19 protein-coding genes and 1 rRNA gene (1 of these 20 running past the window's edge) are annotated in these 18,699 nt (G+C 31.7%); 17 read left to right on the forward strand and 3 right to left on the reverse strand.

All coding sequences use genetic code 11. The features are described from left to right. Positions 1–138: 138 nt before the first annotated feature. The 10 genes from SOJ_RS06050 to SOJ_RS06090 all read left to right on the forward strand — a co-directional run bounded on the left by SOJ_RS06050 (position 139) and on the right by SOJ_RS06090 (position 8,375). The gene (locus SOJ_RS06050; RefSeq protein WP_226956897.1) at positions 139–321 is read left to right on the forward strand and encodes a DUF1128 family protein; all 183 of its coding nucleotides are present in this window, start codon (positions 139–141) and stop codon (positions 319–321) included. 15 nt (positions 322–336) lie between these two features. After that, positions 337–1,575 carry an aminopeptidase gene (locus SOJ_RS06055; protein WP_002507211.1) on the forward strand — a complete coding sequence of 413 codons (1,239 nt, stop codon included), beginning with the start codon at positions 337–339 and terminating at the stop codon, positions 1,573–1,575. Positions 1,576–1,669: 94 nt separating this feature from the next. Continuing rightward, positions 1,670–2,191 carry an acyl-CoA thioesterase gene (locus SOJ_RS06060; protein WP_002507212.1) on the forward strand — a complete coding sequence of 174 codons (522 nt, stop codon included), beginning with the start codon at positions 1,670–1,672 and terminating at the stop codon, positions 2,189–2,191. Positions 2,192–2,499: 308 nt separating this feature from the next. Further along, positions 2,500–2,670, forward strand: coding sequence for an SE1561 family protein (locus tag SOJ_RS14365; protein ID WP_002507213.1), 171 nt, complete (start codon positions 2,500–2,502; stop codon positions 2,668–2,670). A 100-nt stretch (positions 2,671–2,770) separates the two neighbouring features. After that, positions 2,771–3,289, forward strand: coding sequence for a type 1 glutamine amidotransferase domain-containing protein (locus SOJ_RS06065; RefSeq protein WP_002507214.1), 519 nt, complete (start codon positions 2,771–2,773; stop codon positions 3,287–3,289). 402 nt (positions 3,290–3,691) lie between these two features. Beyond that, positions 3,692–4,504, forward strand: a complete 813-nt coding sequence (gene sgtB / locus SOJ_RS06070; RefSeq protein WP_002507215.1) for a monofunctional peptidoglycan glycosyltransferase SgtB — start codon at positions 3,692–3,694, stop codon at positions 4,502–4,504. A 360-nt stretch (positions 4,505–4,864) separates the two neighbouring features. Continuing rightward, positions 4,865–5,683 carry a recombination regulator RecX gene (gene recX / locus SOJ_RS06075; protein WP_002507216.1) on the forward strand — a complete coding sequence of 273 codons (819 nt, stop codon included), beginning with the start codon at positions 4,865–4,867 and terminating at the stop codon, positions 5,681–5,683. Next, on the forward strand, positions 5,661–5,975 hold the full coding sequence (locus tag SOJ_RS06080; protein ID WP_002507217.1) for a YfhH family protein: 315 nt from the start codon (positions 5,661–5,663) through the stop codon (positions 5,973–5,975). The genes recX and SOJ_RS06080 overlap by 23 nt, the downstream gene beginning before the upstream one ends. Positions 5,976–5,990: 15 nt before the next feature. Continuing rightward, positions 5,991–7,523 carry an ATP-binding cassette domain-containing protein gene (locus tag SOJ_RS06085; protein WP_002507218.1) on the forward strand — a complete coding sequence of 511 codons (1,533 nt, stop codon included), beginning with the start codon at positions 5,991–5,993 and terminating at the stop codon, positions 7,521–7,523. 9 nt (positions 7,524–7,532) lie between these two features. Beyond that, a complete protein-coding gene (locus tag SOJ_RS06090) occupies positions 7,533–8,375 on the forward strand; it encodes a hypothetical protein (protein ID WP_002507219.1) in 843 nt (280 codons plus the stop codon). A 114-nt stretch (positions 8,376–8,489) separates the two neighbouring features. Here the strand turns inward: SOJ_RS06090 and SOJ_RS06095 are convergent, their stop codons facing one another. Continuing rightward, positions 8,490–9,467 (reverse strand): metal-dependent hydrolase, encoded by a 978-nt coding sequence (locus tag SOJ_RS06095; RefSeq protein WP_002507220.1) that lies wholly within the window; start codon positions 9,465–9,467, stop codon positions 8,490–8,492. A 127-nt stretch (positions 9,468–9,594) separates the two neighbouring features. Here SOJ_RS06095 and mutY point away from each other — a divergent pair, with 127 nt between their 5' ends. The 3 genes from mutY to SOJ_RS06110 all read left to right on the forward strand — a co-directional run bounded on the left by mutY (position 9,595) and on the right by SOJ_RS06110 (position 13,196). Further along, on the forward strand, positions 9,595–10,641 hold the full coding sequence (mutY, locus tag SOJ_RS06100) for an A/G-specific adenine glycosylase (RefSeq protein WP_002507221.1): 1,047 nt from the start codon (positions 9,595–9,597) through the stop codon (positions 10,639–10,641). Between the two features lie 67 nt (positions 10,642–10,708). Then, entirely contained in the window at positions 10,709–11,251 is a 543-nt protein-coding gene (gene ntdP, locus SOJ_RS06105) for a nucleoside tri-diphosphate phosphatase (protein ID WP_002507222.1), read from the forward strand. Positions 11,252–11,459: 208 nt separating this feature from the next. Next, complete coding sequence (locus SOJ_RS06110; protein ID WP_002507223.1) at positions 11,460–13,196, forward strand: ABC transporter ATP-binding protein; 1,737 nt, start codon at positions 11,460–11,462, stop codon at positions 13,194–13,196. Between the two features lie 115 nt (positions 13,197–13,311). Here SOJ_RS06110 and SOJ_RS06115 read toward each other — a convergent pair whose 3' ends face one another. Beyond that, positions 13,312–14,406: an FUSC family protein gene (locus SOJ_RS06115; protein WP_002507224.1), complete on the reverse strand. Its 1,095-nt coding sequence runs from the start codon at positions 14,404–14,406 to the stop codon at positions 13,312–13,314. Positions 14,407–14,481: 75 nt separating this feature from the next. Beyond that, positions 14,482–15,771: a glutamate-1-semialdehyde 2,1-aminomutase gene (locus SOJ_RS06120; RefSeq protein ID WP_002507225.1), complete on the reverse strand. Its 1,290-nt coding sequence runs from the start codon at positions 15,769–15,771 to the stop codon at positions 14,482–14,484. Between the two features lie 82 nt (positions 15,772–15,853). On the opposite strand from SOJ_RS06120, the gene SOJ_RS06125 reads away from it, so the two are divergent. From SOJ_RS06125 to SOJ_RS06140, 4 genes are all read left to right on the forward strand, one after another. After that, positions 15,854–16,309 carry a peroxiredoxin gene (locus SOJ_RS06125; protein WP_002507226.1) on the forward strand — a complete coding sequence of 152 codons (456 nt, stop codon included), beginning with the start codon at positions 15,854–15,856 and terminating at the stop codon, positions 16,307–16,309. 6 nt (positions 16,310–16,315) lie between these two features. Next, on the forward strand, positions 16,316–17,266 hold the full coding sequence (locus SOJ_RS06130; protein WP_002507227.1) for a phosphoglycerate dehydrogenase: 951 nt from the start codon (positions 16,316–16,318) through the stop codon (positions 17,264–17,266). 95 nt (positions 17,267–17,361) lie between these two features. Further along, positions 17,362–17,820 (forward strand): peroxide-responsive transcriptional repressor PerR, encoded by a 459-nt coding sequence (perR, locus tag SOJ_RS06135; protein WP_002512518.1) that lies wholly within the window; start codon positions 17,362–17,364, stop codon positions 17,818–17,820. Between the two features lie 714 nt (positions 17,821–18,534). Further along, a 16S ribosomal RNA gene (locus SOJ_RS06140) occupies positions 18,535–18,699 on the forward strand; it runs 1,388 nt beyond the window's last position.

Here is an 18,699-nt window from a genome sequence, read left to right on the forward strand (position 1 = left end):
ATATATTGCTAATTCCCATTTTAAAGCTTTTTTAATCATTTCTAAAGCATTATTGTGATAAAAGTTTTACAAGAAACGTAAATTTGATAAAATAAGTTGATAAAAGGGGTGAACGAAGTGACAAATACTAATGAACAAATGATAGTAGAAATAAGAGAACGTTTAAATCTTGTGAATCAAAGCTTGATTGATCCAGATAAATATGAAGAAGCAGATAAGCAAGAAATAGCTGAAATTCATGAATATGTAACATCAAAAGCGTCATTTACACCAAGTGAAGCAGCTGCAATTGCAGACGCACTTGGTCAAATACGCAAATAAAAGGAGTGTATAAATATGACTCAATTACAAGAAAAATTAAAACAATACGCCGGACTTTTAGTTGGTGTAGGAATGAATGTACAAGAAGGTCAACCAGTATTTATTCGCTCAAGTGTTGATGCTATTGAATTAACACATTACATAGTAGAAGCTGCATATAAACGAGGTGCATCTGATGTTAAAGTTGACTATAGTGATGATCGACTTTCTCGCCTAAAATTCGAATATGAACCAGTAGAACATTTTGAAAGTAATGAAGTGAAAGATTATGAAGTGGCTAAGCGCATGGATTATGTAGATAGAGGCGCTGCAAATTTAGCACTCATAACACAAGATCCTGATTTATTAAATGGCATTGACCGTGATAAATTATCAACTTTCCAAAAACAGTATGCTACTGCATATAAAGGATATATGGAAGCAAGTCAGAAAAACCAATTTCCATGGTGTGTGGCAGCCTATCCATCAAAAGCTTGGGCAAGTCGTGTTTATCCAGAACTATCAGAAGAAGCAGCTTACAACACGTTCATTGATGAAGTATTAGATATCGTTCGCGTAGATGGAAATGATCCAGTGGCTAATTGGAAAGACCATGTTGCTAATCTAAGTAAACATGCAGATAAATTACAAAGTAAAAATTATAAAGCACTTCACTATATTTCTGAAGGTACAGATTTAGAAATTGGTTTACCAGAAGGTCATATATGGGAAGATGCAACAAGTTATGCGAGTGGTGGTCAAGCCTTTGTAGCTAATATTCCAACTGAAGAAGTGTTCACTGCACCTCATAGATTAAAAGTAAATGGCTATGTGACGAATAAATTGCCATTAAGTCATAATGGTAATATTATAGATGGTTTTACATTAACTTTTAAAGATGGAGAAGTAATTGATTATAAAGCTAAGCAAGGCGAAGAGGTTTTACGTGATTTATTAAATACAGACGAAGGTGCTAAGCGATTAGGTGAAGTTGCACTAGTACCTGATGATTCACCGATTTCTAACCGCAATACCATTTTTTATAATACATTGTTCGATGAAAATGCATCTTGTCACATTGCATTAGGCTCAGCTTATGGTTTTAATATAGAGGGTGGTACAGAAATGACTACAGAGGAAAAGTTAGCACAAGGATTAAATGATTCACTTATTCATGTGGACTTTATGATTGGTAGTAAAGATTTAACGATTTATGGCGTGACACAAGAGGATGAAAAAGAACTCGTCTTCGAAAATGGTAACTGGTCAAAATAGAGAGAGAGGGATGAGTTGTCAGTGTTCTGAAATAGTCTACTATATTCAGAGCACTCACTTTTTGTCTGATAAAAGAAAAGGGATTGATTAAATTATGGAAAGACCAAAACGTAAATCGATGTCTGAAGCACGAAGTATTAAAGAGAGACAAGTATTCCCACAGGAAACGAATCATTTAAAGACAATGTTTGGCGGTATGTTGATGGCGAACATTGACGAAATTTCTGCTATAACAGCAACGAAACATAGTAATTCACAGGTGGTCACAGCTTCAACTGATTCGGTAGACTTTTTAAAACCAATTAAAACAGGTGGTGTAGTTTCTTATGAAGCTATGGTCTCATATGCGGGAAAATCTTCGATGGAAGTCTGTGTTCAAATTATTATAGAAGATGTGCTTAAAAATGAAAGACATTTAGCAGCATTAAGTTTTTTAACATTTGTAGCACTCGGTGAAGATGGTAAGCCAATAGAAGTACCTCAAGTATATCCAGAATCACAGACAGAAAAGTGGTTTTATGATACGGCACCTGCTCGAGTCAAGAGAAGGAAAGAACGTAGAGAAGAAAGTAAAAGCACGATTGAGTTCTTATCAAGCGTGCAACAATTAGGATAATACAAATCGAGGGTGCATATCGGATTAATACAAGCCGATATGCACCTTTATCACTTTATATATTTTTTTAAAATGGCAGTGATTTATGCCGATTACTGAGTAGTTAATAAAGCACTAGCTAAAAACTACAAGATAAGATTGTGCCTGAGCACAACGAGCACAAAAAGAGTGTCAACAAAGTCAGAGACGCGTTGACACTCTGAAACACTACACTTAGTATTTCGTTATAATATTATTCTGCTACTATCAAAAGTTGTTAATTCCATGTTAGGATAATAATATCTTATAAAAAGGAGTCTCATTAGATAATGAATGAAAATCAAACAATTGATCAAATAAAAGAAAGATTAGAAAAGTTTATTGACGATATAGACCAAGTTAATCCAAACGAAGTAAAAGTGGAAGACATTGATGAGTGGATTGGTTTATTAGATCAGTTAGAAGAAAAAGTAAAAACTGTATCAAACACATCTGAATAAGTTCAGTCTGTCCATAAGTGAGATTGAGCTACTGTATGTTTAACTTTTCTTAATTTCGTCTATACATAATGTAGAACGCAAATAGGAAAGGTGATTATACATGGCTAAAAAAGTAGCAATCATAGTAACAAATGAATTTGAAGATGTTGAATTAACAAGCCCTCAAGAAGCAATTGAAGAAGCGGGGCATGAAACAGTAATTATTGGCGATACAGCGAATAGTGAAGTTGTTGGTAAACATGGTGCAAAAGCTACAGTAGAAGTTAGTATTGCAGATGCTAAGCCAGAAGATTACGATGGATTATTAATTCCAGGTGGATTTTCTCCAGATCATCTACGTGGTGACTCAGAAGGTAGATATGGTACATTTGCTAAGTATTTCACAAAAAATGATGTTCCAACATTTGCAATTTGCCACGGACCTCAAATTTTAATAGATACTGATGATTTGAATGGACGTACTTTAACAGCAGTGTTAAATGTCCGTAAAGATTTATCTAACGCAGGCGCACAAGTTGTAGACGAATCTGTAGTTGTAGATAAAAATATAGTTACGAGTCGTACACCTGATGACTTAGATGATTTTAATAGAGAAATTGCAAATCAATTAACAGATTAATTGAAATTTATTAATTAACGTAAACTTTGGACGTGATTGTCCATAATATATAACTGGAAAAACGTATGGTAATGATTATATTTTATAGGTTGAATTTAAAGTTCAATCTTTTAGATATATTCTGACGCTATGGGTTTTTCCAGTTTTTATATTTTACAATGATAATTATCGCGATAGTATATATGGTGAGGATGGGACATAAATAGATATCCCATCCTCATATCTTATGGTTGTATAATGCTTAATAAACCCAAACATATATGAAATATGCTTACAATGAAACTCTATGCGTAGCGTGACATACACCCTTGGACTGATATTTTCAATTTGGTGTAGATAAACATTTAAACTATTGATAAACTCACTTATAATGATATGAGAGCAACATAAAGGAGCTAGCGCATGAAAAGAAGCGATCGTTATAAGCAAACTAAAAAACAAACCAGTCAAAAAAATTCAAATATACCGCAGCATAATACCTATTTCCAACCAGTAAATAAACCACCAAAAAAGAAAAAAGGAAAAGGTTTGTTGATAAAGATATTAATACCTATCATCATTTTAATCGCTGCGTTTATAGCTACAATGTATGCATTTTCTTTACGAGCAGATGTTGATGAATTGAGAAGTATTGAAGATAAAGAAACATTCGTCTCAGTTTCAAATATGCCAGACTATACTAAGGGTGCATTTATAGCAATGGAAGACGAAAGATATTATAAACATAATGGATTTGATTTCAAAGGTACGTCACGCGCACTATTTTCAACAATAAGTGAGAATAGCGTGCAAGGTGGAAGTACCATTACGCAACAAGTAGTGAAAAACTATTATTATGATAATGAACAATCACTAACAAGAAAAATCAAAGAATTATTTGTAGCACATCGCGCAGAAAAAACGTATGATAAAAATGAAATTTTAAGTTTTTATGTAAACAACATTTATTTTGGAAGTGATCAATACACTGTTGAGTCAGCAGCAAATCACTTTTTTGGGGTAACAACAGATAAAAATAATCCTAATTTACCTCAAATATCTGTATTACAAAGTGCAATTTTAGCTAGTAAGATTAATGCACCAAGTGTATACAATGTGAATAACATGTCGGATAATTTTATCAAGCGTGTAAAAATAGATTTAGAGAAAATGAAACAACAGGATTATATTACTGATGAGCAGTATGAAAATGCAATCCAAGAACTCGGCGTGTAATAAACTAAGAGAATAGAATACTACAGTCTAAATTCAGTAGGTGCATGATTTATACATGTTTCAGCCTCAATTATTAAATTGTCAGTAGTTGACAGAATTGAAAATGCGCTTATATCAAGCTATTAAAGAACTACTACTTCGTTTATGAAGACAAGTAGTTCTTATGTAAGTGTTTTAGCTTTTTCTAATCAGTTTTGTGGGAGTGGGAATACGAAATCAAATTTTGATTTCTATCCTACTCCTTTTTTGATGTTATAATTTAAATATACATACAGGGATTAATAGCAATTTCAAATATGCTATACACTATAATTCCATTCATAATCAATATAAGTTATTCTTATAAGTGGAGTGAATAATATGCCTAAAATAACAAAGATAGAAGTGCAAAAAAAGAATAAAGAACGTTTTAATCTATATTTAGATGATGAATTTGAAATGGGAATCGATATTGATACCTTTGTCTATTTTAATTTAAACAAAGGTCAAATTGTTGAAGCTAAAGATATGGAAGAAATCCAAAGCTATGAACAATACAGGCAAGCAGTTAACGCAGCTATTCAATATATTTCATATAGAAAAAGAACTGACCATGAAGTAATCAAACATCTTACAAAGAAAGAAATTTCAGAGTCAGTTATTGCTAAAGTCATAGATTACTGTCATGAGCAAAAGCTCATAGATCATAATGATTATGCGAATAGTTTAAAAAACACCATAATCTTAACGACAGATAAAGGTCCTGGAATATATAAACAAAAATTACGAGAAGCTGGTATTGAACAATTAATTATTGATGAATATAGCCAGATTTATGAACAGGAGCAATCTATGGAAGATATATTAAAAGTTGCAAATAAAATTTTGAAACAGAAAAAAGGGCCATTAGTAAAAAGAAAAGAGAAATTAACACAATCATTAATGCAAAAAGGTTATTCTTTTGAGAAAATTAAAGAAGTAATGGATGAAATGGATTTTTCACAACCTGAAGAACAATTAGATGAGTTATTACAAAACGAATTAGAAAAAGCATATAATAAATATTCAAGAAAATTTTCAGGTAGAAAATTAATTAATAAAACAATAGAAGCACTTATGAGAAAAGGCTATAAATATGATAAAATTAAAGCTAAATTAGAAGAGAGTGGAATAGTAGATGGAACAGAAGAAATTGAGTGAAATGAGTGAAATTGAATTACGTCATGAGATACAAGGTTATAAAGAGAAAATGCGTAAAGCAGAAATGAATGGCATTTTTAATGAATATGACGTATATGCAAGTAAAGTAATTATTGCAGAAAGCTATCTAGTAGATAGAAACAAAGTAGAATTAGGTAAAATATACAAATTAAATGATGGCACAGAAAGCTATTTCAAAGTTGAACGGTTAAAAGGCGTTTTTGCGTGGGGCTTTAGAATTAAAAGTTCAGAACCTGAAGAAGGTTTACCACTCGCATTATTAAAATTGTAGAAGGATGAAGATAGGATGGGTAGTTCAATTATATTAAAGTTACTAAATGTAACTCATTATTATAGAAATAAAAAATCCTCCAAATGGTATTTACCATTTGGTTATGATGAAGAAGATATAGAATTGAATAATTTTAACCTCCATATCTATCAAGGTGAAGCTTTAGGGATAATAGGTGAACCGGGTTCTTCTAAATCATTAATAGGGCGTTTATTAAGTGGTGAAATACAACCCGATAAGGGAAAAGTCGTTATAAAAAGAGACTTGTTTTTTGCTGATATTGAAGATAAATTATTGCAACATACTTCTGTAAATGAGTTTGTGGCTAATGCAGTCATATTGTTTCAATATAAAACTTCGGATCATAAAGTAGAGCAAATTATAAGGTATGCACACCTTGAAGATAAAGCGGATGTTAAAGTTAACCGATTAACTGATTCACAATATGCACAATTATTATTTGCATTAGCAAGAACTTCAAAAGCAAGTATTATTATTTTTAATCATATATTACAATTTTTAGATGAATCTTTTATCGAAAAAGCAATTGGACTTACAGAAGAATACATAAATCAAAATTCAACAATTGTGATGATCGATGATGATGTTCAACGTATAGCTCAGACGAGTAATTACATTGCCTGGGTCTCTCATGGTCAACTTAGAATGGAAGGCTCTTTAAATCAAGTATTACCAGTATTTAAAGACCATGAGAAAGATAGATTGTCATTGGAAGATGAACAAGAGAAGGCGAACTTTGATGTTGATTGGAAAAAAAGTAGAACAAGAACGCCGGAATTAACATACAATTTCAAACGTATAGAAAGATATAATCATGTGAAACCACCTGTTGCATTCGTTAGATTTTGGACGTGGCTTTCAGTATTTGTAGTTGGCTTATTATTTATGGCAGTTTTAATGTTTAATAATGTTGGGAAGTTACAGATTGGACAAAATATTGATCAAGCCTCAATACAAAACCAAAATAAAGATCCATATGAAGAAATGCTAGGTTACGCTATCGTATTAGATGAATCTATTACTGTGGAAGATATGGAAAATGGAAATAAACAAAAAATAAATCAGTATGGTTTTGTAACAATTACTGCTGAAAATAATGAGAATTATAGAATTGATGTAGACAATAAACATTATAAGGTTGCTAAAAATAAAGTGCGATTCTTTGAACCAGCAGCTTTATATGAAGAACATAGTTCTAAATCATTAGCACCATACATGCATAATAACTATATTAATTTTTATGAATTTTTCAACAGTCATTTGCATAAAAAACATAGTACAGTAACAGAAGGGCTTGTTCCAGAAAATAATAAGGACAATCGCTTTGTAGTACCTATAGTACAACAACCTATTTCTATGATTTTTAATGACGAAAATAAACTTAAAGGCTTTACATTCCCTATTAAGAAGAAGGAAGAATTAAAAGAAAAGTTCGATATTGAAAATAATTTCTGGATTACTAAATCTGGAGAAGGCTATTTTATGGCTGATTTAAAAAATAATAAATGGATATATATTGAATTGTAGGTGTAAAGAATGATTGATAGTATAATTAGTTTTTTTAAAAACGTGCCATATCTTAGCACACAAGCATATCACCGATTAAAATCACAGTGGGTATGGCTTGTCATACCATTTTTATCAAGCTTGGCATTGCTATTTTTATTAATGTTAATATTTAAAATAAAAGGCACTGAAGAACTAATTCAAGCTCGTGCCTATTTTAGATTGGCTGGGTTAACAACTTTTGCTTATATTTGGATTGCTGTATATCGAAGCTATAACACTTACAAAATTGATTACTTTACTGGTAAGCTATTTAACTTGAATCCAATATTTCAAAATGTTGTTATAGCAATCATTACGAGTATAACAATGTTTATAACTTTAATTATTATGATATATGCAACACCTGTTAATATTGAAAGTTCTATACCCTCTACGTTTTATTACGTTGTAATGTCGATGCTATTCATGATACTTGTATCGACAATATTAGGTCTTTCAGCTATTGTTCGTCGCAAAATCAATGTCATGTTTTATGTGATTTCATTAGTGATGTTTTTTATTGTTCCAATACTCTTTATACCAACAAGTAATACGACACTGATCTCGCACATATTAATGTTGAATCCACTATATTACCTTATTGAAGGTGTTTCACAGTCGGTCGTACTTGGTGCGTTAAGCTTGAATAATATACCTTATCATTTATATTATATATTATTTTTAGCAATACTTTGTGTAGTTATTTTTGCTAAATATCGAATAATGGCACACAGAAAATATTTGTACGCAATTCCTGATGAAACCATTGTTTCGCATTCAGATACAGATGAAAATATGATTGAAGCGGATGACTTAAACGAAAAAGATTAAAGATTATGGATTATTAATTAAACTAAAATAAGAAAAGAACTGGAAAGATTCGTTATCAATCAACGAATCTTTCCAGTTCTTATTGTATTTAGAGGTATTAAATTCTTTAACGTGTTACTTTGCAAATAATTTTTTCTGTAATTTATCTTCGCTAAAGACCCAGCCGATATAAGAATGATCGATAGTCATTTCATCGTCTAAATGGGCAATAGCTACAAAAGAATAATGTCCATTTTTTAAATAACGTAAATCAATTAATCTGATTTCGGTTGTTTCATCATCTAATTTTCTAGCTTCCCAACGATAAATAGTTGAGAAGTTAAGGAATGTTTTAATATATTTATCACCTTCAACATATTGCATTAAATCATCACTTGGAAATGGGTGACGTTTTGATTTGTCACTAAATACAATGTTTCTACCAAAACTACGTCCCACATAATCATGTTCTTCAGTTTGTATTGCAACACGCCATTGCATGAAGCGAATTGTCGGAGCTACAAATACTTTTACTGGATTATGTTCTTGTTGAATTTGTTTTAGAGCTTGTTGTTTAATCACAGCTTGCATTCTAAAGCGAATGATATAATATACTACAAGAATAGCGATAATTGGGAAAAACACAAGATATGGATGAATCCCAACTAACCAAAGCAGTATTCCGATACACCACAAGATAAATATAATTGGATCAAACGTATTAATTACACTGAGTTGTATCCATTTGTTAGTAATAGGCCTTAGCGCTTGTGTACCATAAGAATTGAAAATATCTACAAACACATGTAGAAATACTGCAAGCTGAGCCCATAGCCAAACATGTGTTATATCAACGTTTTTGAAAAATGTAAAAATTAATAAAGTAATTAATAAAGGCCATAATATCGTAAAGGGTATTGAATGTGTAATACCTCTATGATTTGATATATAGGTAGCGTTATCTTTTAATTTAAAAACAGTGTCGCCATCAGGTATTAAAGAGCCAACTACTAATGTGGTAGCTGTGGCTACAAATGATCCTGCCATTGCCGGGTCTTGAGTAGCTAAAGCTGTTAAACCGATACCCATGACAATATGTGTGCCTGTATCCATAAGTATTCAACTCGTTTCATGTCAATAATATATATTCATTATAATCTAATATCATAAATAATAAAAATAACATACTAAAATTTATTTTGAAATTTTTAAGAATTACTAATAGAAAGAGATGTGTAAAATGTTTAATGAGTCAAAATTCAAGAATAATCTCGTTACATGGTTTGACGAACATCAACGTGAAATGCCCTGGAGAGAAACCTCTAATCCATATTATATATGGTTGAGTGAAGTAATGTTACAACAAACCCAAGTTAAAACGGTTATAGATTACTATCATAGATTCATTCATCGCTTCCCAACTATTACTGAGTTAAGTCAAGCACATGAAGATGAAGTGCTCAAATATTGGGAAGGCTTAGGCTATTATAGTAGAGCACGTAATTTTCACACGGCAATAAAAGAAGTACATGAAAGTTACAACGGTGTCGTACCAGACGAACCGGTGACATTTGGAAAGTTAAAAGGTGTAGGCCCTTATACACAAGCAGCAGTTATGAGTATTGCTTTCGACAAACCTTTAGCAACTGTGGATGGAAACGTCTTTAGAGTATGGTCACGACTAAACAATGATGAGAGAGATACGAAATTGCAATCAACACGTAAAGCATTTGAGAATGAATTACAACCATACGTTGAGCAAGATGCCGGTACATTTAACCAAGCAATGATGGAATTAGGTGCATTGGTATGTACACCGAAAGCTCCATTATGTTTATTCTGTCCGGTTCAAGATCATTGTGAAGCATTTGAACAAGGGACTGTTCAATCATTGCCTGTAAAAACAACAAAAGTTAAGAAGAAACATATAAAACAGCATGTTTATCTTCTTCAAAATGAAGATAATGCTTATTTAATTGAAAAACGTACACAAAAATTATTGAATAATATGTGGGAATTTCCAATGTACGAAGCAGAGGAAGATAAGCATATCAACACAGTATTAGGGACACAAGTGATATTTGATCAAACACCTGCATTTAAATTAAAACATCAATTTACACATATCACATGGGATATTGAAGTGTTTATATCTCAAGAAAATGTGCATAAAGATGACATTATTTTACCAGAGAATATGGTGTGGATGCAGTTAACAGAAAAAGAAGACTTTAATTTTCCTGTAAGTATGACAAAAATATATAATTTCATAACTAAACATTGTTAGATTCGGTGTTGTATCTTGAGGTATGTTATAATTCTATATGTGAAATTAAGAAAAGGTGGTGTGGAGCATGGTAAAAGAATCCATACCTAAAGAAGGTCAGACAATTAAGATTCAAAGTTATAAACATGATGGTAATATTCATCGTGTTTGGTCTGAAACTACTATATTAAAAGGTACGGAAGATGTTGTTATCGGTGGGAATGATCATACGCTCGTCACAGAAAGTGATAGTCGTACATGGATTACGAGAGAGCCTGCAATTGTATATTTTCATTCTGAATATTGGTTTAACGTGATATGTATGTTTAGAGAAGATGGCGTTTATTATTATTGTAATTTATCTTCACCATTTGTTTGTGATGAAGAAGCTTTAAAATATATCGATTACGATTTAGATATTAAAGTATATCCAAACGGTAAATATCATTTACTAGATGAAGATGAATACGAGCAGCATATGAAACAAATGAATTATTCATCTGATATCGACGTGATTTTAAGAAGAAATGTAGATATTTTACAGCAATGGATTGAACAGAAGAAAGGTCCGTTTGCTCCAGACTTTATTAAAGTTTGGCGAGAACGATACAAAAAAGTTAGAAATTATTAAGCAGATTTAATGTTTTTAATTTAATTATCATTTATAGTGATATGAATGTGAACAATACAAACAAGAAAAAATTAAGTTTGCTATAAAATATTCGTATTCGCAAATGAAATTGTCAAACAACTTTAGATAGTGCATAAATTAGCAGCCTAGTTGGACCATCAACATAGGCTGTTTCATTTGCAAATATAGTGTGGGGAGGAATCGTTTTATGATTCGCAGATATTTACAATTTGTTCGACCATATAAATGGCGAATCATTGCCACTATACTTGTAGGTATTCTAAAATTTGGTATTCCGATGCTGATTCCATTATTAATTAAATATGTCATTGACGATATTATCAATAATGGTGCGATAACAGTAGAAGAAAAAATCACAAAATTATTAGTTGCAATGGGTATAGCAGCGTTTATCTTTGTGATAGTAAGACCACCAATTGAGTTTTTAAGACAATATCTAGCACAGTGGACAAGTAACAAAATTTTATATGATATACGTAAAAAGCTTTATCATCATTTGCAAGCTTTGAGTTCAAGATTTTATGCGAATAACCAAGCAGGTCAAGTTATTTCAAGGGTTATTAATGATGTTGAGCAAACTAAAGACTTTATATTAACTGGTTTAATGAATATATGGCTTGACTGCATAACTATTATTATTGCATTAACTATTATGTTCTTCTTAGATGTCCAGTTAACTTTAGCCGCACTTATTATATTCCCTGTATATATTTTAACTGTGTATTTCTTCTTTGGTCGTTTGAGAAGTTTAACAAGAAAGAGATCACAAGCATTGGCAGAAGTACAAGGATTCTTACATGAACGTGTACAAGGGATGTCAGTTATAAAAAGTTTTGCGATTGAAGATAATGAAGCAGGAAACTTTGATAAACATAACCAAAATTTCTTACAAAGAGCGTTTAATCATACGCGTTGGAATGCTTATTCATTCTCAGCAATTAATACGGTTACAGACATTGGACCTTTAATCGTTATTGGTACAGGAGGGTTCTTAGCAATCAATGGATCAATAACAGTAGGTACTTTAGCTGCTTTCGTGGGCTATCTTGAACAACTATTTGGTCCTCTTCGTAGATTAGTTTCTTCATTTACAACATTGACACAAAGTTTTGCGTCAATGGACCGTGTATTCCAACTTTTAGATGAAGATTACGACATTAAAAATAAAAAAGGTGCACTGCCAATAGAAATAAAACAGGGACACATCGAATTAACTAATGTTAAGTTTAAATATGATCAAAATGAAGCAAATATCCTTAAAGATATTAATTTAGAAATTAATCAAGGTGAAACTGTGGCATTTGTTGGTATGAGTGGTGGAGGAAAATCTACTTTAATCAATTTAATACCTAGGTTCTATGATGTTACCGAAGGCGAAATAAAAATTGATGGTACCAATATCAAGTCATATTTAACAGGTAGCTTGAGAAGACAAATTGGCTTAGTTCAACAAGATAATATATTATTCTCGGATACAATTAAAGAAAATATATTATTAGGTAAACCAGATGCTTCAGATGAAGAAGTTATTAATGCTGCTAAAATGGCCAATGCGCATGATTTTATCATGGAATTATCTCAAGGTTACGATACAGAAGTAGGCGAAAGAGGGGTTAAACTCTCTGGTGGACAAAAACAACGTGTTTCTATTGCCCGTATTTTCCTAAATAATCCGCCAATTATTATTTTAGATGAAGCGACGAGCGCACTTGATTTAGAAAGTGAGTCTATTATTCAAGATGCCTTGAGTGTATTAAGTGCAAATCGTACAACACTTATTGTTGCACATAGATTATCTACAATCACACATGCTGATAAAATTGTTGTTGTAGAAAATGGTGAAATTGTTGAAAGTGGTTCACATTCAGCATTATTAGCTAAAAAAGGTGCATACGAACATCTATATAGTATTCAAAATTTATAGTCAGTAAATATTTAAAAGCGCACTCGGTATTTTAATGTATACTGAGTGCGCTTTTGTGTTAAACGATAAAAATACCCTCTGAGCAGATGGAAATTAAGCTCAAAGGGTATTTTATTTATAAATCGAAGTCTTCTTCTAGTATATCAATTTCATTATCATTTCGATGGTACGTGAAGAAACTAATACGTAGTCTATCTAAATGTTCTAAAATATAACGATATTCTTCAATTGCTGAAATAATTTGCATAATATTAGTATATAAGTACATTGATTGATAAGGATTTTGAATGATTTCTTTTTGAAATGCATCCATCAAATCTTTCTTCTGTGGATTTGAAATCTGACTATCAAGTTGATCTACATCATACCGTGCCTTTTTTGAAAGACTGATGAAGATTTGTTCGTGATATGCAATCAATGTGTCGATTTCTAATTTAATCTGCAAAAGTAATTCATTATTTAAATTATGAAGGTCATTTTGATAACGATTCATTTTTCTCAACACTTCATACGCTCTCCGAGTGCTACGGACTAATTCTTTAAAAAGAATTTTTTTCCTATTTTGTGCATACAGTTGCTTTTTAGTCCATGGTTTTTCTTCTGAATAATAACCTAAAGTTTCTTCGAGTTTATCAATACGAGTAACAATTAACCCTCTATCTTCTTTAATATGATGATACTCAGAGGTGTCATTTAAAACCAATTTAAACCATACAAAAATATCAGAACAGATATTCAATGAATTATAGTAAATTTTAGATTCAAATTTAGGTGGTAGAAATAAAAGGTTTACTGCTGAAGAACTAAGCACACCAACCATAACAAGTACAAATCTATAAAAGGCAGAAACATAAAAGTTACCAGTATGTTGTCCCATAATAATTAAAGCAGTTATACTTGCTAGCGTAGCAACATGTTCCAATTTGAAACGAAACAGGATTGCAATTAATAAAATTACTGTAACACCCATGATTACAATATTATTACCAAATATCGTAACCATCACTACTGCTAAAACAGCACCAACAAGGTTACCTATTGCTCGTTCCCCAATTGTTTTTATTGAACGAAAAACACTTGGTTGCATTGCAATGACAGCACTGACTGCAGCAATGGCTTTTAAACCAGCTTCATCAGGTAATAGAGAAGCGATAAACAAAGCAAGTATAATTGCGATACCTGTTTTGAGAATACGGGCTCCTAATTTCAAATGTACCGCTCCTTAATATATTTAATAAAATAATGTTTATACTTGTTATACAACGATTGGGTGTAAAATTCAAGTTTATACCATTTGACTAAATGCATAATCTACCGCTTTTAATGTTGAATCAATGTCTTCATCCGTATGTTCAGTAGTTAAAAACCAAGCTTCAAATTTAGAAGGAGCAAGATTAATACCTTGGTTTAGCATTAATTTAAAGAATTTAGCAAATGCGTCTCCATCAGTATTTTCAGCCTGAGTATAATTTTCTACTGTTTCATCTGTAAAATATAATGTTAGGGCACCATACACTCTATTTACTGTAGCAGTAATATTATGTTTTTTAATTAATGAAAGCAAACCATCCTCTAAACGTTTACCTAATGCATCTAATTTTTCATAAACGCCATCTTGCTCTAATACTTCTAGAAGTGCAATACCAGCTTTCATGGATAGTGGGTTTCCTGCCATGGTACCAGCTTGGTATGCTGGACCTAAAGGTGCTACTTGTTCCATAATATCTTGCTTTCCTCCATATCCACCTATAGGTAAACCGCCACCAACAATTTTACCGAAGGCTGTTAAATCAGGATATACATTATAAAGATCTTGTGCGCCACCGTAATGGAAACGGAATGCTGTAATGACTTCATCATATATAACTAAGCTTCCATTATTATGAGTAAGTTCATTTACTTGTTCTAAGAAACCAGGTTTAGGTTTAACCATGCCAAAATTACCAACAATAGGTTCAACCAATACGGCAGCAATATCTTCACCCCAATAGTCAATAGCTTCCTTATAAGCATCAATATCATTGAAAGGAACTGTGATTACTTCTTGAGCGACACTTTCAGGAACACCAGCAGAATCAGGTGAACCTAGTTGAGAAGGCCCACTACCCGCAGCAACTAAAACTAAATCAGAGTGACCGTGATACTGACCAGCAAATTTGATAATTTTAGTTCTTTTAGTATAAGCACGGGCGACACGGATTGTAGTCATAACTGATTCTGTACCTGAATTAACAAATCTAATCTTTTCTAATGAAGGCATAGCATCACGTAATTTTTTAGCAAATTCAATTTCTAGTTCTGTAGGCGTACCATATAATACACCTTGTGCAGCCTGTTCTTGAATAGCTTTAGTAATATGTGGATGTGCATGACCAGTAATAATAGGGCCATAAGCTTGTAAATAATCAATGTACTTATTTCCATCTACATCAAACAAATATGCACCTTGACCAGAGCGCATCATAACTGGTGCGCCACCGCCAACTGCCTTATATGAGCGAGAGGGTGAATTGACTCCTCCTAGAATATACTCATTAGATAATTTTTGAAGTTTTTCACTTTCAGTAAATTTCATACATATCAACCTCTTTTAATTTAATAATTTCGTCTATTATCGTATCATAAAATTAAGAATAAAAAGGAATAGGGTGAGTTAAATGTTAAGAAAAGGCGATCAATTTCCATCATTTAAACTAGAAAATCAAAAGGGAGAGTTTATTTCTAATGAATCTATAAAAGGAAGTAAAGCTGTACTTTACTTTTATCCAAGAGATAATACACCTACATGTACTACTGAAGCATGTGATTTTAGAGATAATTTAGCAATCTTTAATGATTTAAATGCCAAAGTGTATGGTATTAGTGGAGATAGTAAAAAGAAACACGAAAATTTCAGCCAAAAACTAGATCTAAACTTTGATTTATTAGTGGACGAGAATTATGAACTGTCAGAAGAAGTGGGTGTCTATCAATTGAAGAAATCATTTGGTAAAGAATCGATGGGGATTGTAAGAACTACATTTGTTATTGATGAAGATGGTATTATAATAGATGTAATTGAAAAAGTTAAAGTTAAAACACAAATGGATGAACTAAAAGAAATCTTGGGGTGAACATAGATGAAAGCTGTCAGTTTGAAACGAATGGGAGATTTAGAATCTAAATTAATAGAAGCATATCCAGCTGTCGAATTTGTATTTACAAAGGGTGTTTCTGAAATAGAAGAACAAGATAAGAAAGATTTAGATATAATATTCGGCTATGATGGTAAACTTAATCAATCATTTTTAGAAAATTGTCCAAACCTTAAATGGATGGCATGGTATTCAACAGGTGTGAATAGTTTACCTTTAGATTATATTGATAAACATAATATATTACTTACTAATGGTAAAGGTATACATGCCAAGCAAATGTCAGAATTTATTATAGCTTATATACTAGATGACTATAAAAAAATGAGGACTTCCTATATTAATCAACAAAATAGATATTATGATTCAAAACTTACGGGCTCAAGAGTGAGTGGAGAAACAATTTTATTTCTAGGTACAGGAAGTATCGCTCAATATACGACAAATATTGCAAACGCAATGAATATGAAAGTCATTGGTATCAATACAAATGGTCATTCAGTAGAGGGATTTAGTAAAACCTTCGCATTAAATGAACTTTCTAATGCTTTAACCGAAGCGGACATAATTGTTAACACGCTACCTGAAACTGAGCAGACTATACACCTCATAACAAAAGCGCATTTCGAATTAATGAATGAAACAACATTATTTATAAATGTAGGCAGAGGGACAATTGTTGATGAAAGTGTATTAATTGAAGCTTTAAAAGAAAAACAAATTAGACACGCATATATAGACGTGTTCGAAAATGAGCCTTTAAATCCAAGTAATGAATTATATTCATTAGATAATATTACTATTACTGCCCATATCACAGGTAACGGCAAAGAAAATATGAGTGAGGTTACGGATATATTCATTAAAAATCTCAACCATTTTCTCAATAAGGGGTTTTTAATTGAGAATGAAGTGGATCCTAAACAAGGCTATTAAAGACTTTTAAGCAATGAAGATTGACATTTCACACATCAAACAGTTATATTTATATTAAGTAATAATTATTCTTAAATAGAAAGATGGTGAGTGAAATGAGTGCAGAGATGGAAACAGTTGAACATCAACTAGAACATTCAATTGCGTCTTTAAGAAATAACGGTATTAGAATAACACCTCAACGACAAGCAATATTGAAATTTTTAATTGCTTCAGAGACACATCCTACAGCCGATGAGATTTATCAAGCACTTTCACCTGATTTTCCAAATATAAGTGTTGCTACAATATATAATAATTTACGTGTTTTTAAAGATATTGGTATAGTAAAAGAATTACCATACGGAGATTCTTCAAGCCGTTTTGACTTCAGTACACATAATCATTATCACGTTATCTGTGATAATTGTGGAAAAATAGTGGATTTCCATTATCCACAACTTGATGAAGTAGAACAATTAGCGCAGCACGTAACAGACTTTAATGTAACGCATCACCGTATGGAAATATATGGGTTATGCAAAGACTGCCAAGATAAAAGAAACAGCCAATAGAAGAAAGAAAACATTATCTAGTATCTAGTTATACTAATGATATAAGAAAAGGGAAAACTCATTTTTAAAACAAATGAGTTTTCCTTTTTCTTTGTTCTTACTTCTTTATATTGAATATGTTGAATGATGCTAAACTAGAAAAGTTGAGTACATACGGTAGTGGTGCCGTTTCTTATTGGTATGCATTCTAGTTCCTTCTATAGATAACAGAAGGTAAAACAACTTCATTAAGTTAAGAAATATGCCGATATATTTACACTAAATAAACTTTTAATACATAAAAACAATAAATAGACATCACAAAGGTAAAATTTAACTAAAAAGATTGCTGAAAATTATTGACGGTTGTGAATAAACTTGATATTATAAAAAAGTCGTCGAAACAAGACACAATAGCAAAACAACCGAGTCAACGAAGTTTTTACAAAGTGTAAATTTGACACTTGTTAAATCAGTTAAAAGGATATACAATATTAAATGTTGAGTTAAAAACGCAACAAACTTAATAAATAAAAAAAGAAATTTATTATTGACTTAACAAAAACTTAATGTTATAATTAATTCTTGTAACGCATTAACGCAGTAATGAACATTGAAAACTGAATTGCAATATGTCAACGTTAATTCCGAACGCAACATTAAATTGTTGGTTCAAACGTGTTAGAGATAACACACAAATTAGTATTTTATGAGCTAATCAAACATCATAATTCATTTATGGAGAGTTTGATCCTGGCTCAGGATGAACGCTGGCGGCGTGCCTAATACATGCAAGTCGAGCGAACAGATAAGGAGCTTGCTCCTTTGAAGTTAGCGGCGGACGGGTGAGTAACACGTGGGTAACCTACCTATAAGACTGGAATAACTTCGGGAAACCGG

Origin of the sequence: Staphylococcus sp. OJ82, from assembly GCF_000294465.1 — a bacterium.
GTDB lineage: Bacteria > Bacillota > Bacilli > Staphylococcales > Staphylococcaceae > Staphylococcus > Staphylococcus equorum.